The organism is Colwellia marinimaniae (genome assembly GCF_002207865.1).
GTDB classification, from domain to species: Bacteria; Pseudomonadota; Gammaproteobacteria; order Enterobacterales; family Alteromonadaceae; genus Colwellia; species Colwellia marinimaniae.
Window position 1 is genome coordinate 1 of sequence record NZ_BDQM01000003.1, and the last position, 23,647, is coordinate 23,647.

A 23,647-nucleotide genomic window follows, 5' to 3' on the forward strand; every position below is an offset into this window, starting at 1 on the left:
TGTAAGGACTGCGAGGTCTTGAGCTAACTGATACTAATTGCCCGTGAGGCTTAACCATACAACACCCAAGTAGTTTTTGACTATAAAGTGTGTGTGAGACTGACATAAATATATAAAACACGTACTCGTGTTACTTGAATTGCTTTTGTAAACTTTTTATATCAAATTTCTAGATTGTACCCTTTTTTGTTTAGCGACCATAGCGCTGTGGCCCCACCTGATCCCATTCCGAACTCAGAAGTGAAACGCAGTTGCGCCGATGGTAGTGTGGGAGTTCCCATGTGAGAGTAGGACATTGCTAAACTTCTATTTAAGAAACCCGTAGTTGATGCTACGGGTTTTTTGCTTTCTGGGATTTTAAAATAAGCGCGAATAAATTCCCGCCTACAGTATGAGAGCTGTGTAGGCGGGATTTCAATCGCGCAAGGTAATAGCACCGAAGATAGTAAGCGTGTGGGTGTATTTCTCTTTATGTGAGGTCACTCCTTTGCATCAGGACAATATGCTCAGGATAATTTCTCAGGATAATATGCTCCTGCATTATCCTAATAAGTGGCATCCATGCCACGTCTGCATTATCTAATAAGGTACATCCTGTACCGTCTGCATTATCCTAATAAGTGGCATCCATGTACGTCAAGTAGTTGTGTCGAAGCTAGTAAGTGTGTGGGTGTTCTTATTTTATGTGAGGTCACTCCTGTGAATCCATTCACGTCAGTAGGACATTCTCGATTTCTATTAAGAAAAACCCGATTCATAAGAGTCGGGCTTTTTGCTGTCTGGGATTTGAAACAATTACTAATAAGTGCGAATAAATTCCCGCCTACATATTGTGGCCCCACCTGATCCCATTCACTCTTCTCTAACGGAAAGTGCCGCAGCGCTTCAAAAGTTGAATATGCTGCTTGCCATCAGGATATGTGCTCTTGCATTATCCTAATAAGTGGCATCCATGCCACGTCTGCATTCTCTATAAGTTACATATATGAACCCACTCCGTTTGCAAGATATTTGATCATAGTGTGAGAGGTAAATCATTGCTCTCATATATCCGGCCTGTTTATGGAAGATTTTTACTTCCTGGCCCCGATGGTTATTTGCGCTCATTCTCCTCATCATCCATACGGCTTATTAAGAGCCGAAGCAGCTAGAAGGTTTTGAATGAGCCGGTCTGACCTATCTCACCATCCGATCTTTTATCTTTTGCAACTGAAGTAAAGGGTTTTACCTTTATTTAATAAGTAATAGTGTTTTTCACTAATACGATTAAATTTCTATTACATGGCTGGGCGGTATGTTTCACCCTTTGCCATAATGACCCATGCTATTCTTGCAAGCTTGTTGGCGACTGCTACACAGGCTTTATTGTGCCCCCTACGTTTGAGTAGTGCCTGAGCCCAAAGACTGAAACGATCATTTTTCTTCTCCGAATGCCTTAATACCACTCTTGCTCCATGTATCAATAACGTCCTCAAATAGCTAATGCCTCGTTTACTGATATCTAATAACCTCGGCTTTCCACCCGTTGAATGTTGACCTGGAACTAAACCAATCCATGCGGATAAATGACGCCCATTAACAAAGTCTTTTCCATCGCCAGCCGCGGCATAAAGTGCAATCGATGTGATAGCACCAATACTTAACACATCACCTAGCCGAGTACATACGTCATTATTTTTATTCGCTATTTGTATTTTCGTATCACAATGTACAAGCAGATCATCCATAGCGCGAAACTCTTCAAGTAGCTTGTTAAAAAACGCTTTGGACATCACAGTTAAGTCATTTTCTGCATCTTCAATAATTGAAGGTAATTCATTTCGTATTGCTGAGATACCTTTTTTGATCACGATGCCATATTCAGCGAGCAACCCTCGTATTTGATTGGCTAAAGCCGTTCTTTCTTTTTTACACGTTCTCGTTGGCGATGGACATTTTGCAAGTCTTGCTATTCAACCGATTTAATGGGCACAAATCGCATGCTAGCACGTTGTGATGCTTCCGCTATTGCTTGAGCATCGTTGGAATCATTTTTATTTCCTTTAACAAAAGGCTTTACATATTGTTGTCTATTAATTTGACTTGGTGACCTTGCTTGATAAATTCTCTTGCCCAATAGTTTGCACCACCACAAGCTTCCATCACTACAATACTAGGCTCAAGTTTGGCAAAATAAGCTAATAGCTGTTTACGCTTGAGCTGCTCCTTTATAACCAATCGCCCGGTATGATTAATCGCAAACGAATGAAAGATAGATTTTGCTATATCAAGTCCAACTGTTGTAATCTTCATTATGCCCACTCCGCTTTTGTTAAATGGTATGTTTACACTTCCATTTTGGCCCATTCCGAGGCCGTTAGAAAGTGGAGTGGGTTCATACCATTATCCATGTAACCTCATAGTAACGCGACATGAGTTAATCCTTTCATGTCAAAGTCGGTGCGTTGCAGGAATTGCATGTGGATGTTCTTCTCTTTATGTGAGGTCACTCCTGTGCATCAGGGCAATAAGCTCAGGATAATATGCTCCTGCATTATCCTAATAAGTGGCATCCATGCCACGTCTGTATTATCTTATAAGGTACGTCCTGTACCGTCTGCATTGTCAAATAAGTAACTCCATGTAAAGTCATGATACTTATAGCATTAGTGAATACATTCACGTCAGTAGGACATTGTCGATTTATATTCGTTCTTAGCTACAAAGGAAAAGCCCGTTAGGTAAGTAACGATTTTGGTAATTGTGTGATTTTTTGTTGTCAGCAAGAAGCATCTGTCGCGTTTTTAAGCTCTATATCATCGTTGATCGCTAGACAACCTGCCTGCTATTTATTTTAGCCTTAAACAGGTCAAATAAAGCGTTTAATTCAATAATCTCTATGGTACTTAATGAGATGATAACTTCTTTGTTGAATATATGATAAACGCACAAATAAAGGAAGTTGCCTGCCCTAATATCTTGCAAAATAACCTGAGTTCAGTATACTTACGCAAACTTTTTATAGTTAAAGTTTTTACTTTAAAAACTATAACACATACGAGTTTTTTCGTAATTTAGAAACAAGTCAACTATGAGTAATACATTAACAAAAGTTGGACGGGAATTTGCTTTTAAGCAAATTCTGTTAATGATTGTTGTCGTTTTTATTATAACGCTGACAGTCTATTTTTTTTGGGGTTTTTTACATGCTAAGTCAGCCTTTGTCGGTGGTTTTGTTGCCATAGTCCCGAATATGATTTTTGCATACAAAGCTTTCCGTTATGCAGGAGCTCAGTCGTCAAGCAAGGTGATGGAATCTTTTTATAGTGGCGTAAAATTTAAAATGTTATACACCGCGTTATTATTTGCACTAGCTTTGAAGTTTTTAGTGCTTATACCCGCAGCATTCTTGACTACATATTGCGTAGTAGTGTTTTTACCACTATTACTGCCAGTTTTTTTAATAAAAAATAATTAACTGGCGCTAACAAATTTATAAACTTTAACTTTTGGGATAAGACATGGCAGAAGAAGTTACTCTCTCAGCTCATATTCAGCACCATTTAACTAATGCAAAAATGTGCTCAACTGATACCGGTTGGGCATTTAATAAAGCATGTAGTGATAGTGGTTTCTGGACATGGCATATAGATACCCTTGCATGGTCAATCGGATTAGGCATTATGTTTTTATGGGTTTTCCGACGGGCCGCTATGAAGGCAACCACAGGTGTACCTGATAAATTTCAATGTTGTATTGAAATGGTCATTGAATTTGTTGGTGATAATGTCAGCAAAACCTATCATGGTAAAAGTAAATTGATCGCGCCGCTAGCCTTAACAATTTTTGTTTGGGTATTTTTGATGAATTTAATGGATCTGATCCCCGTTGACTTCTTGCCTGCACTTGCTGGTCTAGTAGGTGAAACTGTATTTAATATGGACTCACATGATGTCTATATGAAAGTTGTTCCAACAACAGATATTAATATGACAGCTGCATTAGCAATTGGTGTTTTCATGCTGATGATAGGTTATTCAATTCGTATTAAAGGTATTAAGGGGTTCGTAGCAGAACTTACTCTACACCCATTTAATTCGAAAAATAAAACTTTGCAAGCTGTGCTAATACCTTTCAATTTATTACTTGAAACCATCTCGTTAATTTCTAAACCGTTTTCATTGTCATTGCGTTTATTTGGTAACTTGTATGCAGGTGAATTGATCTTTATATTGATTGGTGCTGTGGGCTTAGCGCAGTTACCGTTACACTTCATGTGGGCTGTATTCCATATTTTGGTCATAGTATTACAAGCGTTCGTATTTATGATGCTGACAATTGTATACCTCAGTATGGCAAGTTCAGACAATCATTAAGTAGAAAACTTTTTTAATTTTTAATTTTAACTTTGGAGAAAAAAATGGAACTAGTATTAGGTCTTAAATATATCGCAGTAGCGCTACTAATTGGTTTTGGTGCTATTGGTACAGCAATTGGCTTTGGTAACATGGGTGGTAAATTTTTAGAAGCGTGTGCACGTCAACCAGAACTTGCCCCTTCTTTACAAGTCAAAATGTTTATCTTAGCCGGTCTTATTGATGCCGTAGCTATGATCGGTGTTGGTATCGCAATGGTATTATTGTTTGTACTTTAATTTTATCATTTGAACAGCTTACTATTAAGGAGGAGCGGTTGTGAATTTAAACGCCACTCTAATTGGGGAATTAATAGCATTTCTATTTTTTGTTTGGTTCTGCATGAAGTATGTATGGCCACCATTAAACGGTGCTATTGAAGCTCGCCAGGAGAAAATCAAAGATGGTTTAGCTGCTTCAGACCGTGCTGAAAAAGACTTGGCTCTAGCCCAAGAAAAAGCAACGGCACAACTAAAAGAAGCTAAAGCTCAAGCCGCATCAATTATTGATGCAGCGAAAAAGCACGAAGCTAAAATTGTTGAAGAAGCTGCTGGTAAAGCAGAAGTTGAGAAAGAAAAAATCTTAGCTGCTGGCCAAACAGAAATTGAAACTGAACGTAACCGAGTGAAAGAGGAATTGCGCATACAAGTTGCACTTCTTGCTGTTGCCGGTGCCGAGAAAATTCTCGAACGTTCAATAGATGCCGCTGAACATAGCGATATCTTAGATAAACTCGTCGCTGAGTTGTAAGGGGAGCTTTATGTCTGAATTGGCAACTATCGCACGTCCTTATGGTAAAGCAGCGTTTGATTTTGCTGTTGAAACAAATGCTCTTGACAGTTGGCTTAGCCAACTAACATTTGCTGCTCAGGTTTCTGAAAATGAAACTATTGTGGACTACCTTACTGGCGGTGCATCGGTTGAGCAGGTCACCTCATTATTTTTAAATGTATGTGGTGAACAAGTAAATAGTCAAGTCCAGAATTTATTGAAAATAATGGCAGAAAATAGACGCTTGCAAGCGCTACCACATGTTTTAACCGAGTTCTGTTTACTTAAAGCAGAATACGAGAAAACTATTGAAGTGGACGTAACCTCTGCTGTAGAAATTACAGTTGAGCAGGAAACGAAAATTAGCGCCGCGCTTGAAAAACGCTTGGCACGTAAAGTTAAGCTCAATTGTAAAGTAGATGCGTCCATTATTTCTGGTTTGATTATTAAAGCAGATGATATGGTGATTGATGGTTCTATCCAAGGTAAATTGAACCGTTTAGCACAAACATTACAATCCTAGCACTGATAAATTAAGGGAACAGAGCATGCAACTGAATTCCACTGAAATCGCTGAACTGATCAAAAAACGTATTGGACAGTTTAACGTTGTCAGCGAAGCTCGTAACGAAGGTACTATCGTTTCTGTAACAGACGGTATCATTCGTATCCATGGCCTTGCAGAAGTAATGCAAGGTGAAATGATCGAACTTCCTGGTGGCCGTTATGCTATCGCATTAAACTTAGACCGTGATTCGGTCGGCGCGGTAGTTATGGGACCGTACGCGGATCTCGCTGAAGGACAAAAAGTAAAATGTACTGGTCGTATATTGGAAGTTCCAGTAGGACCAGGCTTATTAGGTCGCGTAGTAAACACTTTAGGTGAGCCAATTGATGGCAAAGGCCCTATCGAAAACGATGGCTTTGCTCCTGTTGAAGTACAAGCTCCAGGTGTTATCGAACGTCAATCAGTTAACCAACCAGTACAAACTGGTATCAAGTCAATTGATGCAATGATTCCAATTGGCCGTGGTCAACGTGAATTAATCATTGGTGATCGTCAAATTGGTAAGTCTGCCATCGCAATAGATGCCATTATTAACCAAAAAGATACCGGCATTAAATGTATTTATGTTGCGATTGGTCAAAAATCTTCTACCGTTGCTAACGTAGTACGTAAGTTAGAAGACCATGGCGCTCTAGAAAATACTATTATTGTGGTTGCTTCAGCTTCTGAAGCTGCTGCCTTAATATACTTAGCACCATACGCGGGTTGTTCAATGGGTGAATACTTCCGTGACCGCGGTGAAGATGCGTTGATCGTATATGATGATTTGTCTAAGCAAGCTGTTGCTTACCGTCAAATTTCATTACTACTTCGTCGTCCGCCAGGTCGTGAAGCCTACCCAGGTGATGTTTTCTATCTTCATAGTCGTTTATTAGAGCGTGCTGCTCGAGTAAATGTAGCTTATGTAGAAAAATTCACCAAGGGTGCGGTAAAAGGTAAAACGGGTTCTTTAACTGCCTTACCTATTATTGAAACTCAAGGCGGTGATGTATCTGCATTCGTTCCAACGAACGTTATCTCAATTACCGATGGTCAGATATTCTTAGAGTCTAGTTTGTTTAACTCAGGCATTCGTCCAGCGGTAAATGCAGGTTTATCTGTATCGCGTGTTGGTGGTGCTGCACAAACAAAAATCATCAAGAAACTTGGTGGTGGTATCCGTTTAGCATTAGCTCAATACCGTGAATTAGCTGCGTTTGCTCAATTTGCCTCAGATTTAGATGACGCCACTCGTGCTCAATTAGAGCATGGTCAACGTGTGACTGAATTAATGAAGCAAAAGCAATACAGCCCATTATCAGTAGCTGAAACTGCAATATCATTATTTGCTGCAGAAAAAGGTTTCTTGATCGATATTGCGGTTAATAAGATCAATGATTTTGAAGATGCATTACATATTTATGTAAATAATGAGTATGCTGAGTTGATGGCTAATATCAACGAAACAGGTAACTACGATAAAGACATCGAAGCCAGTTTGACTAAAGCACTTGAAACATTCAAGTCTACGCAAACTTGGTAAGACCTATCTATTAACTAGTTTCGGAGAGAAGAGTCATGGCCGTTGGTAAAGAAATAAAAACCAAGATTGCGAGTGTGCAAAACACTCAAAAGATCACGAAAGCTATGGAAATGGTTGCTGCTTCAAAAATGCGTAAAGCTCAAGAAAGCATGAGAGCCTCTCGTCCATATGCAGAAAATATACGAAATGTGATCGGTCATATCGCGCTTGGTAACTTAGAATATCGCCATCCATATATGGAAGAGCGTGAAGTTAAGCGTGTTGGCTATATTGTTGTATCAACCGATCGTGGTTTGTGTGGTGGTTTAAATATTAACTTATTTAAGCAAGTACTAGCTGATGCTGCTAAATGGCAATCATCTGATGCTGAAGTTGAGGTTGAATTTTCGGTAGTGGGTGCAAAAGCCACGTCGTTTTTCAACAACATGGGCGCTAAGGTTTTAGCTCAAATCTCAGGTCTGGGTGATGCTCCTTCACTTGCCGATTTAATCGGTAGTGTGAAGGTCATGTTAAATGCATATAACGATGGTAAAATTGACAGACTATTTATTGTTTACAATAAGTTTGTTAATACCATGACGCAAGTGCCAACAATTGATCAATTGTTACCTTTGCCTAAATCTGACGATGAAAATATGAAATATCGTTGGGATTATATTTACGAACCTGATGCTAACGTATTGTTAGATCAATTATTGGTTCGTTATGTAGAATCGCAAGTATATCAAGGCGTGGTAGAAAACATCGCCTGTGAACAAGCTTCCCGTATGGTAGCGATGAAGTCAGCGACAGATAATGCTAGTGACTTGATTGATGATTTACAATTGATATACAACAAAGCGCGTCAATCAGCAATCACTCAAGAGTTAGGTGAAATTGTTGCTGGTGCTGCTGCGGTTAGCTAAGTTTTTTCTTAAATAGATGAGCTTAGGGCAAATAACAAATTTCGTAATTTAACGACAAGCTAATTAACTATTAATATTTAGTTAGCTTAAATTAAGAGGAATAAACATGAGTGCAGGTAAAGTCGTCCAAATAATTGGCGCAGTTGTGGATGTTGAATTTCCACAAGATGCCGTACCTCAGGTATATCACGCAATAAAGATAACCGAAGGTGACCTAGCAGGTTTAACACTTGAAGTTCAGCAACAGCTGGGCGGTGGTGTTGTTCGTACTATTGCAATGGGTTCATCAGACGGTTTACGTCGTGGTTTGACTGTAGAAGATACAAAAGAAGCTATTCAAGTTCCTGTTGGTGTTGAGACTTTAGGTCGCATCATGAACGTCTTGGGTGAGCCTATCGATGATGCAGGTCCAATTGGCGAAAAAGAACGTTGGGGTATTCATCGCGAAGCACCAGCATACGTCGACCAAGCATTATCTAACGAATTGTTAGAAACCGGTATCAAAGTAATCGATTTAATTTGTCCTTTTGCTAAGGGTGGTAAAGTTGGTCTTTTCGGTGGTGCTGGTGTTGGTAAAACCGTTAACATGATGGAACTTATCCGCAACATCGCTATTCAACATAGTGGTTACTCAGTATTTGCTGGTGTTGGTGAGCGAACTCGTGAAGGTAACGATTTCTACCATGAAATGAACGACTCAGGTGTACTTGATAAAGTATCACTTGTTTACGGTCAAATGAACGAGCCTCCAGGAAACCGTTTACGTGTTGCCATGACAGGTTTAACCATGGCTGAAAAATTCCGTGATGAAGGTCGTGACGTATTATTCTTTATTGATAATATTTATCGCTATACTCTTGCGGGTACTGAAGTTTCAGCATTACTTGGTCGTATGCCATCAGCGGTTGGTTATCAACCAACCTTAGCTGAAGAAATGGGTATATTACAAGAACGTATTACTTCAACTCATAAAGGTTCAATTACTTCAATTCAAGCGGTATACGTACCTGCGGATGATTTGACTGATCCAAGTCCAGCAACCACCTTTGCGCATTTAGATGCAACAGTGGTACTGTCGCGTTCTATTGCTGAGTTAGGTATTTACCCGGCAATTGATCCACTAGATTCTACTTCTCGTCAGCTTGATCCTTTAGTTGTTGGTCAAGAGCATTATGATGTAGCACGTGGTGTACAATCGATATTACAACGTTATAAAGAACTAAGAGATATTATCGCTATTTTAGGTATGGATGAACTTTCTGAAGAAGATAAACTGACAGTTACCCGTGCTCGTAAAGTTCAGCGTTTCTTATCTCAACCGTTCTTCGTTGCTGAAGTATTTACTGGTTCTCCAGGTAAATATGTATCATTAAAAGACACCATTGCTGGCTTTAAAGGCATAATAGCGGGTGATTATGATAACTTACCAGAGCAAGCATTCTACATGGTTGGTACTATTGAAGAAGCCGTAGAGAAAGCGAACAAGATGTAATCATTTGTAGGTCGTCCTTTAGGGCGTCATGGTTTTTATAAATATGTGATGGGCTAAAGCCCAACCTACAATTAAAGAGGTCAAGTTAAATGGCATTATTAAGTGTTCATCTAAATGTAGTTAGTGCAGAAGAAAGCTTGTTTTCTGGTAGCATTAAATCATTGCAGATCACAGGTAGTGAAGGTGAGTTAGGCATTTTGCCTGGTCACGCACCTTTATTAACCTCACTAAAACCTGGTATGGTATTGATCACCAAAAGTGACGGCACTGAAGAAGTGATCTATCTTTCTGGTGGTATGTTAGAAGTTCAACCAAACAAGGTTACCGTGTTAGCTGATGTAGCTACCCGTAGTGCTGATTTGGACGAACAAGCAGTACTTGAAGCTAAGCATAGGGCAGAAGAAAACATTAACGCTAATGGCGGTGATGTTGACTATGCTGCTGCCGCGGCTGAATTAGCTCGTGCTGTAGCGCAATTACGTGTTATCCAAGTGACTAAGAAAAAGGTTAGCTAGTTTATCTAGTGATCATATCTTCAGGGTTAGTGATTTCTGACTTTTATAACTAAGAGTTAAGAAGTGAATAATGATACTGATTTTAAAAGCCGCTTACTCCTAGAGTAAAGCGGCTTTTTTGTCTCTGTCACACTCTGAGTGAAGAGTATATAAAGAATAGCAATAGACACTTTATAAAGAGTCAGTAAGTTCGCAAGCAGTATTGATTCACTGTCGGTATCAATTACGGGGATTAACCATCGACATTAACTTTGGTACAGCAAGGGCGTGTGCACTAGCAAAATGGTCGAAGGCAGACCACTGCTCTATAGCTAAGGCATATAATCGATTGTCTGCTGGTAAGTTTTTACTATTATCAAAATACCATAAACCATTAATATAAAAGCTATAGAGAATGTAGTAGTTCAGTAATTTAAGATTAGGCTGGTAACTAGCGACTAATTTTCTATAGTCATTAACTATCCCCGCTATATGGTGGTCAGCAATATTGTTTACTGCGATAAACATGGCCAAATCGAATTCCACCGGTGCGAAATGTGCACATTCAAAATCTATTAGCCAAGATTTTTGCTGCTCATCTAGTAAAATATTAGTGAAATTAATATCACCATGACAAAGCATGCTAGGGCTCTGTGAAGCCTCAATTAGCCTGTTAATAGAGCAAGACAATGACTTGCTCACATTATCTAAAAAGTGCCTCTGTTTTGCTAGTAAAGGGCTAGGGTCAGTTAATAAGCGGCTGACTGACTGTCTAATGTTCAGAGGATGAATCGCTTGTTTGGTAAGTGAACTAGGTAATTGATGTAACTGTGCCATGAGCGTCAGTGCAATTGAAATCTTGCGCTCAATTTTAAGCTCAGCATCAGCAAGCGCGATACCGTTAATAAACTCAGTCACTAACCATTGTTCATCATGATAAATTACCTCTGGGCTAAAGTGGTTTTTTTTTACTTGCCCTGAACTTTCCTTAACACAATAAAGGGCAGCAAGCAGGGCACAAGATACTTCAGTATTAGCGGTATCTTGATTAAGTTTTTTAGCAAAAAACACCTGCGAAGCGGTGCTAACCTTAATAGCCGTTTGACTCAAGCCATCCGTTAATAAACTAATGGCCTGAATCTCGGTAAAACAAGGCAAAGATTGCAGAGAGTTAATAATATCTATAGGAACAAGCATATAACAACTATAGCCTTAGCTACTAGTAGCTGGCTGTAACTTGACTGCTGACTTTTTATACAGGATTAACCACTTGCCATAACCGTAACATGCAGCAATAACAAAGATAACGAATAAAACCGTGGTCGGTATTAAGCCTTTTTCGATATATAAATAGATAGAAACAAGATCAATAACAATCCAATATAGCCAGTTTTCCAAGACCTTATTAGCAACCAAGTAGGTAGTAAATACAGCATAAACCGTAGTAAAGGTATCTAAGTAGGGCAAGTGCGCAGAGGTATAGTTAGCCATAAGATAACCCAAGCCAACAGCGAGTATTGCTAAGCCAGAACAGCTTTTAACGTGCCAGCTTAAATCCCAGCTAACTATAGTAAGTCCAGCGTTATCATCTTGACTATTGTTGCTATTTTTTGACCATTGCCAGTAACCATAAACTGCCATTAGCAGATAATAGCCGTTTAAGGCGCTATCCATTAATAGTAAAACATCATAAAAAATAACTGTGTACAGTGCGGTACTAACAAAGGCAGCCAGCCAACACCATAAAGAACCTTTAGCAGCCAAAATAACATAGGCAAGTGATAGCAGCATAGCTATCAGTTCAAGCCATGGCAGTTGTTGGAAGTAACTTATTACACTAGCTAAAATTTCAGCCATTAACTTTCTGCTTCTACTTGTGAACGATCACCATTAATAAATTTACAGACAAAAACCGCCGCGCCAGTGTTTTGATGCACATGTTTGATTGCAGCCATAACATGATTAACAGCAAGATCGTAATCACCAAACACTTGGGTACTCATGCCGTTAGTGACTACTTGCAAACCTTCTACAGCTCTAAGCCTTTTGATAAACGCCCAAATCTCGGTTTTATATTGCTCTTCTGCTAAGGGATATAAGCTCAGTTCGATAGAAATTTTCATAAGGTACCTTTTATATAATAGGGGAGAGTTAATACTCCCCCTATTTCGTTGACATAAGTCGGTCACCATAAGTAACCAGCGATGGAGCTAAAATTGGTAATCTAAGCTAGCACCAAACACTAATGGCTCAGATAGCTGAGTATATTGTTTTGGCGTATAGCCATCACGCGGGTCATTAGGAAAGTAAAAACCACGGTTAGCATAATCTTTATTAGCAAGGTTACGGCCCCAAATTTTAAGCTGCCAATTATCTTGTAAATAACTTATAGAAGCATTTAATAACACTACGGCTTCAGATTTAATATCATCTTCAGGAATTGGACTAAAAATATCATCTTCATATTCATAATAACGGGTATCAGAGAAGTAGAACTCATCTTTGCCGTCAACAGAGATATTAAATAGCCATTCATCCGTTGGTTGATAATTAATACCAACATTAAACTGATAATTTGGCGCATGGGCTTGCTCTGCACCGGTTAGTGAGTTGCCGTCAGCATCAACAAAATCGTTAAACTCGGTTTTAAGTAAGCCTAATGAACCATAAATATTAACATAGTCATTGATAGTCCAAGCAGTTTCAATTTCAGCACCATAATTACTGCCAGAGGTAGCATTACCTAAATAGCTAATAAACTCAGTACTACCATCTTCACGGACAATAGTTTTTGAGCTTTTAACTTGCATATCAGTGCGATCCATATAAAACAGGGCAGTGCGAACATAGGCATTGTTGTCTAGTAAAGATACTTTATAGCCCAGCTCATAGTTCATCAGATACTCAGGATCAAAGCTACGTAGATTTGCAGGTAAGGTACCATCGGTATTATGGCCACCAGCTTTATAACCTCTGTTAACAGAAACATACCAAAGGTTATCGTCGCTTTGTTGGTAACTCAGCACTAACTTACCACCAAGCATAGTATCGTCAATACTGTCATCAAACAGATCTGAATTGTTATAGTCAGCGCTATAATTTTCAATACGCAAACCCGAGATAAGCGACCAACGCTCGCTCAGTTGAGTATCTAATTGGCCATAAACGGCAACGCTAGTGCGCTCATTAGTTGAGGTGAAATCAAAACTTTTAATAGGCTTATCATATCTAGTATATTGACGTAATAAATCTTCATCATCTTGCTTATAGAATACACCGACAACCCAGCTAGTGCTGCCATTAAAAAGTTCTTGCCCTTGCTTAGATATTGCACGAAATTCTGCAGTGGTTACTGATTTTTCACGAAAGTAATGATCGGTAGAGTTATATTCCCAGTATTCAAAATCAGGATCAATATCAGGGTTGATAGTAGGATCTGAAATGCCAGCATAGGCCCAATCTTCATCAAAGCCATACGCTAGATCTGAATCAGCATTACTAAAAATGGCTAATACAGTGGCACTTTCAAAGCCTTGATAGGTAAATTTAGCCGAAAAAGCAGTGGTCTCTTGTTGGTCAAAGCCAGGCTCATCCGAATAGGTTTGTCTGGTGTTATCTAGCGAGAAGGTATCATAGCCATTATCGAAATCAAAATAATAGCCAGCAAGATCAATGGTTAAATCATTACTTGCTTCTATGGCTAACTTGCCGCGGATAGTTAATTCATCGCGGTTGTTGGTATCATTTCGTTGCAAATGGATATTTTCTATATAACCATCACTATTACTTTGATTCACAGCTAGGCGATAATTAACAAAATCATTGGCGGGGCCTGATAAGGCAACACCCATATCATAACTATTATAATTGCCAACGCCAAATTGCATGGCACCTTCAAAGTCTTCGGTTGGCTCATTAGTGGTAATGTTTATCATGCCAGCAATAGCATTGGCGCCAAAACGAGTACCTTGTGGGCCGCGAAATATTTCCGCTTGTTTAACATCAAATAATGAAGCAATACTACCAATACCGGTAAAATCCACCTCATCAATAATCACCCCAACTGATGGGTTAATCGTCTCTTGGAATTGACTACGCTCACCAATACCGCGAATTTGATAATAACGTGCTCGTTGTGAACCACTGGCAAAATTTACATTGGGGCTAACGGCAATTAATTCTTCAAGATGTTTAGCATTGCGCTGTTTAATATCAATAGCGGTTAATACCGTCATTGAAGTCGGCGATTTTTGCAGGCTTTGCTGGCGAAAATCACTGGTGACAGTAATGGTTTCAATATTGTGAGTGTTACGAGTGTCATTACTCGCGTGCTGTTCAGCGAAAGCGGTAACGTTAAAGATACTGGCAGTGATAGCTAAACTAATAGCCGATTTGGAGAAGGTCATAAAAATCTCATCAAAAGAAATAAAAAATTGGGCTGTGCAAGTAGGATAATTTTTGATGAATTTTAATATTTATCTATAACCATCCCTATGCCAGAAAAATAATTAAGCTAATTTTCTGCCCAGGTTCAAAGAGTATATATCTCAGCGACTAGTCAGTTAAAAGCTAAATGACAGCGCACCCCTTGGTTGCACGCTATTCTAACAAATAATTACCCTGGAATCTTGTTATTGTTGAGCCGCTGTTAAAAGGTTTTTTGCAGCGTTATTGCGGTTAAATAGGCAGTTACTGGATGTTGCTCATTAGATAAGGTCGGAGCATATTCTGTTGAATATCCTTTATTTTCAATGAATGCTTTACCTAAAGTCTTTTAAATTGACACTGAATCCTGCATTATGAAGTAGCACGAATATCATGATTAATCCACATTGTAATAACTTTCCGATAAAATAATAGTAGCGAGTATTTATGTTTCCTAATTGGCAATTAGTGCTGTTAAGTTTGACTTATATTGGCTTATTATTTTTAATTGCTTTTCTGGGGGACCGATACCGACATCAGCTGGCGAAAAAAGGTCAGAGTATTATTTATGCACTAACGCTTGGTGTTTATTGTACCTCGTGGAGTTTCTTAGGCACCACAGGACAAGCATCTACTAGTTTACTATCGCACTTACCGATCTATTTAGGCCCGATACTGCTTTTTGTTTTTGCCTGGCCCTTTATTCAACGCATTATTCGTGTCAGTTTAAAGTTACATTTAACCTCTATTGCTGACTTACTAGCAGCGCGCTTTGGCAAGTCACATAATCTCGCTATTATGGTGACCATAGTTGCCCTCGTTGGCACCATGCCATATATCGCCTTGCAGCTTAAAGCCATGGTGTATTCTTTTCAGCAATTACAAATAGAGCAAAGTTTCACTAGTTGGGGCATTGGCTTAGTGGTCAGTCTAGTTTTAGCGGTATTTACTGTTTTATTTGGTATTAGACACATTGATGTCACTGAGCGACACCCCGGCGTGATGTTGGCCATTGCCTTTGAATCATTGGTGAAGTTATTTGCCTTTTTAGCTGTGGGTATTTTTGTCTGTTTTGTTTTGTATGATTCACCGGTAGATATTTGGCAGCAAGCCGATGCTAATGCTTTACTTGAGCAGCAATTGACCGTTGATAACGTCACTTCTATGTTGGCCATGTTAGTGATTGTTATGGCAGCATTTTTATCATTGCCGCGTCAATTTCAGGTGATGGTGGTTGAGCTGAAAGATCAGAAAGATACCTGGCTTAGTCGTCGAGTCTTTCCGCTGTATTTATTAGTCTTTGCTTTCTTCGCCGTGCCGCTGGGTTTAGCTGGTCAAATGTTACTAGGGAATACTGTGCCCTCAGATACCTATGTACTGTTTTTGCCGGATGTTACCGAGCAAACCTGGCTGACCTTGTTTGCTTTTTTAGGCGCGATATCGGCAGCAAGCTCTATGGTAATTATTTCCGCTATCGCCCTAAGTACCATGCTCAGTAATGAAATTGTTTTCCCGCTACTTTATCGTCGACAAAAAGTGGCGCAAACTGACTATGATCATTTTCGCAAACGTTTATTAAACATTCGAAAGCTACTGGCCTTGTTTGTTATTCTCCTAGGTTATGGTGTTTTTATCATGGCCTCACCCGATACACTCTCTTCCTTAGGCGAAGTGGCTTTCGGCGCTTTTGCCCAACTAACACCAGCGTTAATTGCGGCCTTTTATTGGCGACGTGCTAGCTTAGTAGGGGTCTATGCGGGTATATTGGTGGGCTTTATCTTATGGCTGACCCTTAACTTCTTACCGCAATTTGGTTTATACGCATCACCTTTTGCTGAAGGGTTTTTACCGGCAAAAACCACCGCCACGCTCTTTAGCTTAGGCGCCAATATCATAGTGATGTGGGCTTTATCACAAATCAGCCGACAGAGTGTACAAGAGCGGATACAAGCCTCGCTGTTTCTTGAGTGGCAGTCACCCAAGCTGCTTAGCGTAGAGAAAAAACGTCATTTAGATGTTAGCGAGTTAGAATTGTTAGCGTCTCGGTTTGTTGGCATAGACAAAGCGCGCGATAGCTTCAAGAACTTCTTATCGGTTAATGATAAAAAGCAATTGGGCAATGTTGGCTATAACCAACAATTATTGCAGCACACTGAAAATACGCTAGCAACTGTGATGGGCTCATCATCTGCTCGTTTAGTGTTGAGTTCAGTACTTGATGGGCGTGATTTTGCCCTAGATGAATTGGCTGTTTTTGTTGAAGAAGCCTCCAGTCATAAACAACAATTTTCCCAAAACTTACTGCAAAGTGCTATAGAAAATGCCAGTGAAGGCATTTCCATCGTTGATGATAAATTACAGCTAGTTGCCTGGAATAAAAAATATATAGACTTATTCGATTACCCAACAGAGTTAGTCTATATAGGCAGCCCGATATCTGACCTTATTCGTTATAATGTGCAACGCGGCTTATGTGGCTCTGGAGATATAGAGTCGCAGGTGAACCGTCGCTTAGACTTCTTACGTAAAGGCAAGCCACATAGTTCAGAACGGCAACAAGCAGGTGGGAAAACTATTCGCATTGAAGGTAACCCTCTGCCGGGTGGTGGTTTTGTTATGTTGTTCTCTGATATCACCGCCTATCGACAAGCAGAGCAAGTACTTAAAGAGGCCAATCTTGATCTGGAAACTCGCGTTTATGAACGTACGCTAACGCTAGCTAAAACCAATGAAGCTCTGGCGAAAGCGCATGAAAAAGCTGAACAAGCGCATTTGAAAAAAAGTCAGTACCTGAAAGCTTGTAGTCATGATTTAATGCAACCCTTAGAAGCCGCAAGATTATTTACTTCGGCTCTGTCAGAGCAAGGTGATTTAACCAAGGTTCAGCAAAGACAAGTCGATAATATTGACCGTTCGTTAAAAGCGGCCAATGATTTATTGGCTGATTTAGCCGAAATTGCTCGTTTAGAAAGTGGCAATATAAAAGCCAATGTGCAAGTTTTTGCGCTCAATGACTTATTTGAGGACTTATCACAAGAGTTTGCCGCCCTTGCTATTGAACAGTCGGTCGAGTTTCGTCTAGTGGCCAGTAAAGTTTGGATTAAGTCAGATAGACATTTACTCAGGCGTATTATTCAAAATTTGGTTGGCAATGCTTTTAGATATGCCAGCCCAGGAAAAGTGTTATTAGGTGCCAGAGTTTTTAATAACAAAGTTATTATACAAATTTTAGATAATGGTCCAGGTATTCCGCTTGAAAAGCAAGAGTTGGTTTTTGAGCAGTTTACCCAACTTAATACTCCTAATAATCAAGCGGGTAGAGGCTTGGGTTTAGGGCTTAATATCACCCAAAGTTTGGCGCAGTTATTGGGACATAGCTTAAGTTTACAATCGAAAACCATGCAAGGTTGTAAATTTTCTGTGCAAGTAGAGCAAGCGAAGCCTGTGGTGCAAGCGAGAATGGTTACAAAACCTAGCTTTCATGTCGCGTTAAAAGATATCACCGTTTTATGCATAGATAACGATCCAGATGTACTCAGTGGTATGGTTGAGCTACTTTCAGCGTGGCAATGTAATATCCTAGCGGCGGACTCTAGAGAAACAGCACTAACAGAATTTGCTAATCACAGTAATGAAATAGATATATTATTGGTTGATTATCAATTGGGCTATCAGGCTGGTGATCGACAAGAAATGCAAGTGGATGGTTTAACCTTGATTAAAGACATACGTAGTCAGTGTCATCATTCACTCCCAGCAATATTAATAACCGCGACCACAGACACAGACATTGAAGCTAAGGCCAAAAGTTACGATGTCGGTTATATGCGTAAATTAGTAAAACCGGCCGCGTTACGGGCAATGATGAGCGCTATGTTGGCGAAGAAGTTACAAGCTGATTATGTTGGCTATAGCTAGATTTAACATAGCCTATAGGTGGAGTGGCTCATGATGAGCGCGTGGTTATAAGGTAAGGTGAAGAAGCTGCAAGCGGATTATGTTGGCTATAGCTAGATTTAACATAGCCTATAGGTGGAGGGGCTCATGATGAGCGCGTGGTTATAAGGTAAGGCTAAGAAGCTGCAAGCTGATTATGTTGGTTATAGCTAGGTTTAACTTGGCTATGTTATATATGTTATAGCATGCTAGGGAACTCTAATGGCTTTTTGTGTTCTACCTTTACCAGAAGATGGTTAATAGCATTAAGTTTTATATATGGAGATTGCCCTTGTTATTTAAGAAAAAAAGAGTGTTTAGCCTGCTTACTAGCCTTGTCTGTGTAACGTCTTTAACTACGTTTGCTAGCAAGTCGAGCGCCATTGATTTTGATGAAGTTATTATTAATACGCCCTATAAACTCACACAAGAAATTATTGCCGCCGATATACTGGCAGGTAAAGGTAAGGAGCTAATTACTTTTTCTGTCGATGAACAGAGTAATCGTTGGTTAATAATTTACCAACTAGATAGTGACGCTAATCAGTATGTGATCGCGGAAAAAGCTATCATACCGAAACAGTTTTATCGCTTTGATTTAAGTGAATTACACGCAGAGAAAAAACAACAGCTCTACTTCCTTTCTGCTGATTTATTAAGCCTTTATCAAAATCAGCAGTTTAAGCCCCTAGCAAATATTGAGTCGTTATACATTCAAGAGCAAGCCGATTACCTCAGTCGCGGCGATTTTATTCAAGATCTAAATAATGATGCTTTTGCTGATGTAATTATTGCCGACTTTAATAACACCCATATTCTTATTGGTCAGGAAAAGGGTGGCTTTATTAGCCAAGTACTGCCGATAAAGCCTGAAGTTCGGGTGTTTTCATCAGGTGCCAGTTATAGCCAAGAAAAGCTGTATTTTAGTGATGTAAACTTCGATGGCAAAGTTGATATTTTACTGATCGGTGATGGTGAAATGATTATTTATCTGCAAACGGAACAGAGTATGTTTGCTAGCACGGCAGTTCACTTAACCATTAATGCAGCGATCAGTGGTACTGAATGGTGGAATAAACGCGATGAAAGTGGTGAGCAACTTGACCAAAGTGATTTGGAATACCGAAAATTAGAGCAGCTGCGTGATGTTAATGCCGATGGTATTGTCGATATGGTGGTGCGTTATACTAAGGTTTCAGGTGTACTCGACCGCGTTAATGATTATGAAATATTCCTCGGTCAGAACAAAAACGGCGAATTAAGTTATGCTCAAACTCCCGACAGTGTTATTCATGCCGAAGGTACACTGACAGGTTTAGAGTTTGTCGATATTGATAGTGATGACAAACTTGAGGTTTTACTCGCTGGCTTTGATATCGGCCTATCGCAAATTATCGGTGCCTTAATCACTGGCAGTATTGACCAAGATGTTTATGTATTTAAAATGAATGCAGAAGATAAATTTCCAGAAAAACCAACGATTAAAAAAGGTGTTGAACTGACTTTTAGTTTAAGCTCAGGGCAAAGTGGTAGTGCGGTAGTTAAGTTGGCTGACTTAAACGGTGACGGCCTAAAAGAGCTTATCTTGTCAGATGATGATGATGATGAGTTGAAAATATACCTAGGTATAAAAGCGAGCAAGAATAACAAATCATTTAAAAAACGCAGTGTTAGCTATAGCACTCAGTTACCTAAAGATGGCAAACTGGTCATGGTTGAAGATTTAAATGGTGATGGTAAAGATGATTTACTAATGAAATTCTCTCGCCTTGACGGTGAAGATAAGGCTAAAGAGTTTAAAGTACTCTTTTCAAAGTAACTTATACCATAGCCCCCAGAATGCTAAAATAATACTGAGTTAACAATGAAACAGGCGATTTGTGGTTATCATCAAGATGAAGAAGACCATTGGGTAGCAGAGCTAGTTTGTGGACATTTTCAACATGTTAGGCACAAGCCGCCGTTTATTAATCGACCTTGGGTTGTGTCATTACATGGACGGAAAAGCATGTTAGGGCAGTTACTCAAATGTAAAAAATGTGATGAGGGTGCAGCAAAAGATACCTGCTAAGGGTACTATACCCGTTACCATTCAAAGTGCTCGATTTCAGTGGGAATTAAAAGGGCTTTAGGCAAGGGAAATAATTGAAGCATAGTCATTCTATGGTTTAATTATTTAACGCGGTATAAAGTCATTTTAAACCCATCGAAGAAGCGTTTGAGCAACATCACTTCATCGTTGCTGTAACTCATAATGGAACAACCATTATTTCATCACAGCGCCTTGAATTGAAATTGCTCAAGCACTCTGAAACATGCATCTTGAATGGTCACGGGTATATACCATAGCCCCGTAATGCTAAAATAATACTGAGTTAACAATGAAACAGGCGATTTGTGGTTATCATCAAGATGAAGAAGGCCATTGGGTAGCAGAGCTAGTTTGTGGACATTTTCAACATGTTAGGCACAAGCCGCCGTTTATTAATCGACCTTGGGTTGTGTCATTACATGGACGGAAAAGCATGTTAGGGCAGTTACTCAAATGTAAAAAATGTGATGAGGGTGCAGCAAAAGATACAGGCTGAAGCACTGAAGGGTTATTACTTTGCTAAGCAATAACCCTATTACCTTATCTATAAAGCGCTGGCTTTTAACCAAATAGAATCGGCAGCTTGATACCGGCCTTGTTGGCTATGAGCCTGTGCTAAAGCGTGCAAGTCTTGGCGATCATATTGCCTACCATCATCATCGGCTAGCTTTATCAGGCTACCAAAGGCTTTTTCTGCCATAGAATATTGCCCGCTCATCAAGGCTAAATGACCTAAACAGCTTAACCATTTACCGCTATGAACATTTTTATGCAGTTGTTTTTGCACAATAACAATCAGCTCGTCGGCTTGGGTAATGGGCAGGTTACGGATTTCCTTTAAAAACTCACTACTAGGTGATTTTTTTAATAGTGGCGCTAGTAAGTTATTTATTGGCGCTATGATTTTGTTTTCGGCTAAAACTTTGCAATAAGCAAAAAGTACGGCTTCCTGTTGTTTAACCTTACGGCTAAGTGCCTGCCAATTATCAAACAAGGCTTTACTATCATGCTGGGTGATAATGTCATTAAAGCTACCGTAATAGGCTTGTCGTTGCCAAGCTTGAAGTACCTCATCGGTAATGGTCTTCTCTTTACGTGCTGCCGCTAAGTATTTTATCGCTTGGCTAAAACGTTGCTCAATAATGCATAAATCAATTTCTAGCGCCAGTAAGCGAGCGTCATGGCCAATCTGTTTATGGTGTTCATCAATTAAGCTGCGAGCTTGGCTGTAGGTTTCCGCCTTATCTTGATTCATTAATAATTTAATATTAACAAGAACACTTGCTAAACCAACATCTTGCAGCTTAACGGTTTCTTTTTCTAGCAATGCTAGGTAATGATTTGTATTGCTATCTAGGCTTAATTTTGCTGCTGCAGAGGCGGCAAGTAGGTAAGCACTTTGTTTACGTTTTGATGGAATGGCACTCTTGGCGAATAGCGCTTCTGCTTGGCTATAGTCCTCTAACATATAAGCGGCCAGACCTTTGTTAAAGTTGGCAATACCACGGCGTTGCCCGGCAAAAGCGAGCTTGTTCCAGGCACCAAAACTTAAGTTTAAACCTCCGCGCAACAGCTTTAAGCTAATAATGAGGGCAATGAATAGTAGTGTTAACATAATGCCGGCAGATAACACGGTTAATTCTATGGTGGTGTTACCCATAGCAATAAGAATGTAACCTTTTTCATCAATTAAAAAGGGGCTTATTGCCATTACGCTAAGAAAAAGGATTAAGGCAATGATAATACGGATCATAACTGGCCTCCGCTCGCGGGCTCATTGTCAACGGGTTTGTTTTCTTCGGGTGTTGGCGTTTGTCCTACCGACGGGGTTGATTTTTGCTCTAGAGGGGCATTTTTTAACTTAGGGCTTTGTGGCCGCGTAATTTGCTTAGTATCATCAAGCAAACGTTTTATTGCCGCTAATGAACGTAAATCACTGGGGTAGTCGTAATAGATAGTCTGCTGTTTTAGCTGCTCTATTGCTTGATAGAACTTTTTGTTTACCGGTGAACTCATATCAAAGAATTCATTTAGCCATTGTTGAATATCAAGCAAGGTTTGTTGATAAACTTCTTCCTTTTGTTCGCTGGCAGCCCATTGCACTAACTGTACTTTTAGACTTATATTTTGTTTTAAATGCTGCTGTTGCTCAGGAGTCATTAATGGCTCAACTTGTCCGGTTCTTCGGCGTACCGTGATAAAGTCGTTGAGAAATTTCTGCCAGGTTTTTGCGAGATTTTCTTGCCAATCACCGATATCATCGGACAAAGCAAGGTCTTCTTTGCTTGCATCGACTACGGCCGTTAGGTTCACGCTGGCCAGTGTTAATGTGGCTACCTGTTTGTTAAGTGCCATCAAGGTCAAAATGGCTTGCTGATTGTTCAGTGTTGGCATTAACGCCAAACTTTCAATATCTTCATTAATTAATGCCCGCACAGGTAGGAACTTTGGCTGATTTAATTCTTCTAGGCGATTGTCAGCATCACGGAGCAAACCGATAGCGGCTTTAGTGTCACGCTCTAGCCACATAGTACGCGCGGCCACACGCACTAAGTATTCTGCTTCATGTATTAACCAATCACTGGGCTGGCGCTGAGTCACTTGCTGTGCTAACTGGCTAATTTGAGCCGCTAATCGCTGCACCTGGGTGTCATGTTCAATATGTACTTGCTGAGCGCTTTGTTGTGATTGGCTATTGGCACTATGCTGTTGTTGCAATTGCTGGTTAAACTCTGCGCTTAAGCTGCTCTTTAGTTGAGCTTGGCTTTGTTGTAGCGCTTGGCTATTTTCTTGGCTTAGTGCTAGAAATTGCGCGCTAGTTTGTTGCTGTTGCCAAGTATAATGGCCAAGTGAAGTAAAAACACTTATCGTGGCAAGTACCAAAGCAATAGTCGCGGTTTTATTTGATGATTTTTTCTGCTCAGATTTTGTCTGGTTAGTGTTAGCGTTACTGTCAGATGATGTTTTAGCGGCCTCTTGCTGCTCGGTGCCGCTATGAGCCGATAGTTTGTTGTTAGAGACTTTTTTATCCGACATAATTCTATATTC

19 protein-coding genes, 1 rRNA gene and 1 pseudogene are annotated in these 23,647 nt (G+C 39.8%); 14 read left to right on the top strand and 7 right to left on the bottom strand.

Annotation, left to right across the window (positions count from 1 at the left end; translation table 11 throughout):
• Positions 1-189 precede the first annotated feature (189 nt).
• Positions 190-304 (top strand): 5S ribosomal RNA (gene rrf, locus MTCD1_RS02585).
• A 973-nt stretch (positions 305-1,277) separates the two neighbouring features.
• Here rrf and MTCD1_RS02590 read toward each other — a convergent pair.
• Positions 1,278-2,292 (bottom strand): annotated as a pseudogene (locus tag MTCD1_RS02590) (IS110 family RNA-guided transposase).
• A 778-nt stretch (positions 2,293-3,070) separates the two neighbouring features.
• On the opposite strand from MTCD1_RS02590, the gene MTCD1_RS02595 reads away from it, so the two are divergent.
• The 9 genes from MTCD1_RS02595 to MTCD1_RS02635 all read left to right on the top strand — a co-directional run bounded on the left by MTCD1_RS02595 (position 3,071) and on the right by MTCD1_RS02635 (position 10,167).
• Positions 3,071-3,457 (top strand): ATP synthase subunit I, encoded by a 387-nt coding sequence (locus MTCD1_RS02595; protein ID WP_057179167.1) that lies wholly within the window; start codon positions 3,071-3,073, stop codon positions 3,455-3,457.
• Positions 3,458-3,500: 43 nt separating this feature from the next.
• Positions 3,501-4,355: a F0F1 ATP synthase subunit A gene (gene atpB, locus MTCD1_RS02600; RefSeq protein WP_057179168.1), complete on the top strand. Its 855-nt coding sequence runs from the start codon at positions 3,501-3,503 to the stop codon at positions 4,353-4,355.
• Positions 4,356-4,399: 44 nt separating this feature from the next.
• Entirely contained in the window at positions 4,400-4,633 is a 234-nt protein-coding gene (gene atpE, locus MTCD1_RS02605) for a F0F1 ATP synthase subunit C (RefSeq protein WP_004335261.1), read from the top strand.
• Between the two features lie 40 nt (positions 4,634-4,673).
• Positions 4,674-5,144, top strand: coding sequence for a F0F1 ATP synthase subunit B (gene atpF / locus MTCD1_RS02610; protein ID WP_057179169.1), 471 nt, complete (start codon positions 4,674-4,676; stop codon positions 5,142-5,144).
• Positions 5,145-5,154: 10 nt separating this feature from the next.
• Positions 5,155-5,688 carry a F0F1 ATP synthase subunit delta gene (atpH, locus tag MTCD1_RS02615; protein WP_057179170.1) on the top strand — a complete coding sequence of 178 codons (534 nt, stop codon included), beginning with the start codon at positions 5,155-5,157 and terminating at the stop codon, positions 5,686-5,688.
• A gap of 25 nt (positions 5,689-5,713) precedes the next feature.
• Complete coding sequence (gene atpA / locus MTCD1_RS02620) at positions 5,714-7,255, top strand: F0F1 ATP synthase subunit alpha (RefSeq protein ID WP_057179171.1); 1,542 nt, start codon at positions 5,714-5,716, stop codon at positions 7,253-7,255.
• Positions 7,256-7,290: 35 nt separating this feature from the next.
• Positions 7,291-8,160, top strand: a complete 870-nt coding sequence (gene atpG / locus MTCD1_RS02625) for a F0F1 ATP synthase subunit gamma (RefSeq protein ID WP_057179172.1) — start codon at positions 7,291-7,293, stop codon at positions 8,158-8,160.
• Between the two features lie 106 nt (positions 8,161-8,266).
• Positions 8,267-9,652 (top strand): F0F1 ATP synthase subunit beta, encoded by a 1,386-nt coding sequence (gene atpD, locus MTCD1_RS02630; RefSeq protein ID WP_057179173.1) that lies wholly within the window; start codon positions 8,267-8,269, stop codon positions 9,650-9,652.
• Between the two features lie 89 nt (positions 9,653-9,741).
• Entirely contained in the window at positions 9,742-10,167 is a 426-nt protein-coding gene (locus tag MTCD1_RS02635) for a F0F1 ATP synthase subunit epsilon (RefSeq protein ID WP_057179174.1), read from the top strand.
• A 219-nt stretch (positions 10,168-10,386) separates the two neighbouring features.
• Here the strand turns inward: MTCD1_RS02635 and MTCD1_RS02640 are convergent, their stop codons facing one another.
• The 4 genes from MTCD1_RS02640 to MTCD1_RS02655 form a co-directional block, all read right to left on the bottom strand.
• The gene (locus MTCD1_RS02640; RefSeq protein WP_057179175.1) at positions 10,387-11,343 is read right to left on the bottom strand and encodes a phosphotransferase; all 957 of its coding nucleotides are present in this window, start codon (positions 11,341-11,343) and stop codon (positions 10,387-10,389) included.
• 15 nt (positions 11,344-11,358) lie between these two features.
• A complete protein-coding gene (pnuC, locus tag MTCD1_RS02645) occupies positions 11,359-12,003 on the bottom strand; it encodes a nicotinamide riboside transporter PnuC (protein WP_057179176.1) in 645 nt (214 codons plus the stop codon).
• The gene (locus tag MTCD1_RS02650) at positions 12,003-12,269 is read right to left on the bottom strand and encodes a hypothetical protein (protein ID WP_057179177.1); all 267 of its coding nucleotides are present in this window, start codon (positions 12,267-12,269) and stop codon (positions 12,003-12,005) included. Before MTCD1_RS02650 ends, pnuC begins: the two co-directional genes overlap by 1 nt.
• 87 nt (positions 12,270-12,356) lie before the next feature.
• Positions 12,357-14,552, bottom strand: coding sequence for a TonB-dependent receptor (locus MTCD1_RS02655; protein WP_057179178.1), 2,196 nt, complete (start codon positions 14,550-14,552; stop codon positions 12,357-12,359).
• A gap of 466 nt (positions 14,553-15,018) precedes the next feature.
• Between MTCD1_RS02655 and MTCD1_RS02660 the strand changes: the two genes are divergently transcribed.
• The 4 genes from MTCD1_RS02660 to MTCD1_RS02675 all read left to right on the top strand — a co-directional run bounded on the left by MTCD1_RS02660 (position 15,019) and on the right by MTCD1_RS02675 (position 21,095).
• A complete protein-coding gene (locus MTCD1_RS02660) occupies positions 15,019-18,489 on the top strand; it encodes a hybrid sensor histidine kinase/response regulator (protein ID WP_057179179.1) in 3,471 nt (1,156 codons plus the stop codon).
• Positions 18,490-18,820: 331 nt separating this feature from the next.
• Complete coding sequence (locus MTCD1_RS02665; RefSeq protein ID WP_231732929.1) at positions 18,821-20,326, top strand: FG-GAP repeat domain-containing protein; 1,506 nt, start codon at positions 18,821-18,823, stop codon at positions 20,324-20,326.
• A gap of 45 nt (positions 20,327-20,371) precedes the next feature.
• Complete coding sequence (locus MTCD1_RS02670) at positions 20,372-20,578, top strand: DUF3565 domain-containing protein (protein ID WP_057179181.1); 207 nt, start codon at positions 20,372-20,374, stop codon at positions 20,576-20,578.
• 310 nt (positions 20,579-20,888) lie between these two features.
• On the top strand, positions 20,889-21,095 hold the full coding sequence (locus MTCD1_RS02675) for a DUF3565 domain-containing protein (protein WP_057179182.1): 207 nt from the start codon (positions 20,889-20,891) through the stop codon (positions 21,093-21,095).
• A gap of 48 nt (positions 21,096-21,143) precedes the next feature.
• On the opposite strand, the gene MTCD1_RS02680 is transcribed toward MTCD1_RS02675, so the two are convergent.
• Positions 21,144-22,352 carry a heme biosynthesis HemY N-terminal domain-containing protein gene (locus tag MTCD1_RS02680; protein ID WP_057179183.1) on the bottom strand — a complete coding sequence of 403 codons (1,209 nt, stop codon included), beginning with the start codon at positions 22,350-22,352 and terminating at the stop codon, positions 21,144-21,146.
• The gene (locus MTCD1_RS02685; protein ID WP_082606368.1) at positions 22,349-23,635 is read right to left on the bottom strand and encodes a uroporphyrinogen-III C-methyltransferase; all 1,287 of its coding nucleotides are present in this window, start codon (positions 23,633-23,635) and stop codon (positions 22,349-22,351) included. The genes MTCD1_RS02680 and MTCD1_RS02685 overlap by 4 nt, the downstream gene beginning before the upstream one ends.
• Between the last annotated feature and the right edge of the window lie 12 nt (positions 23,636-23,647).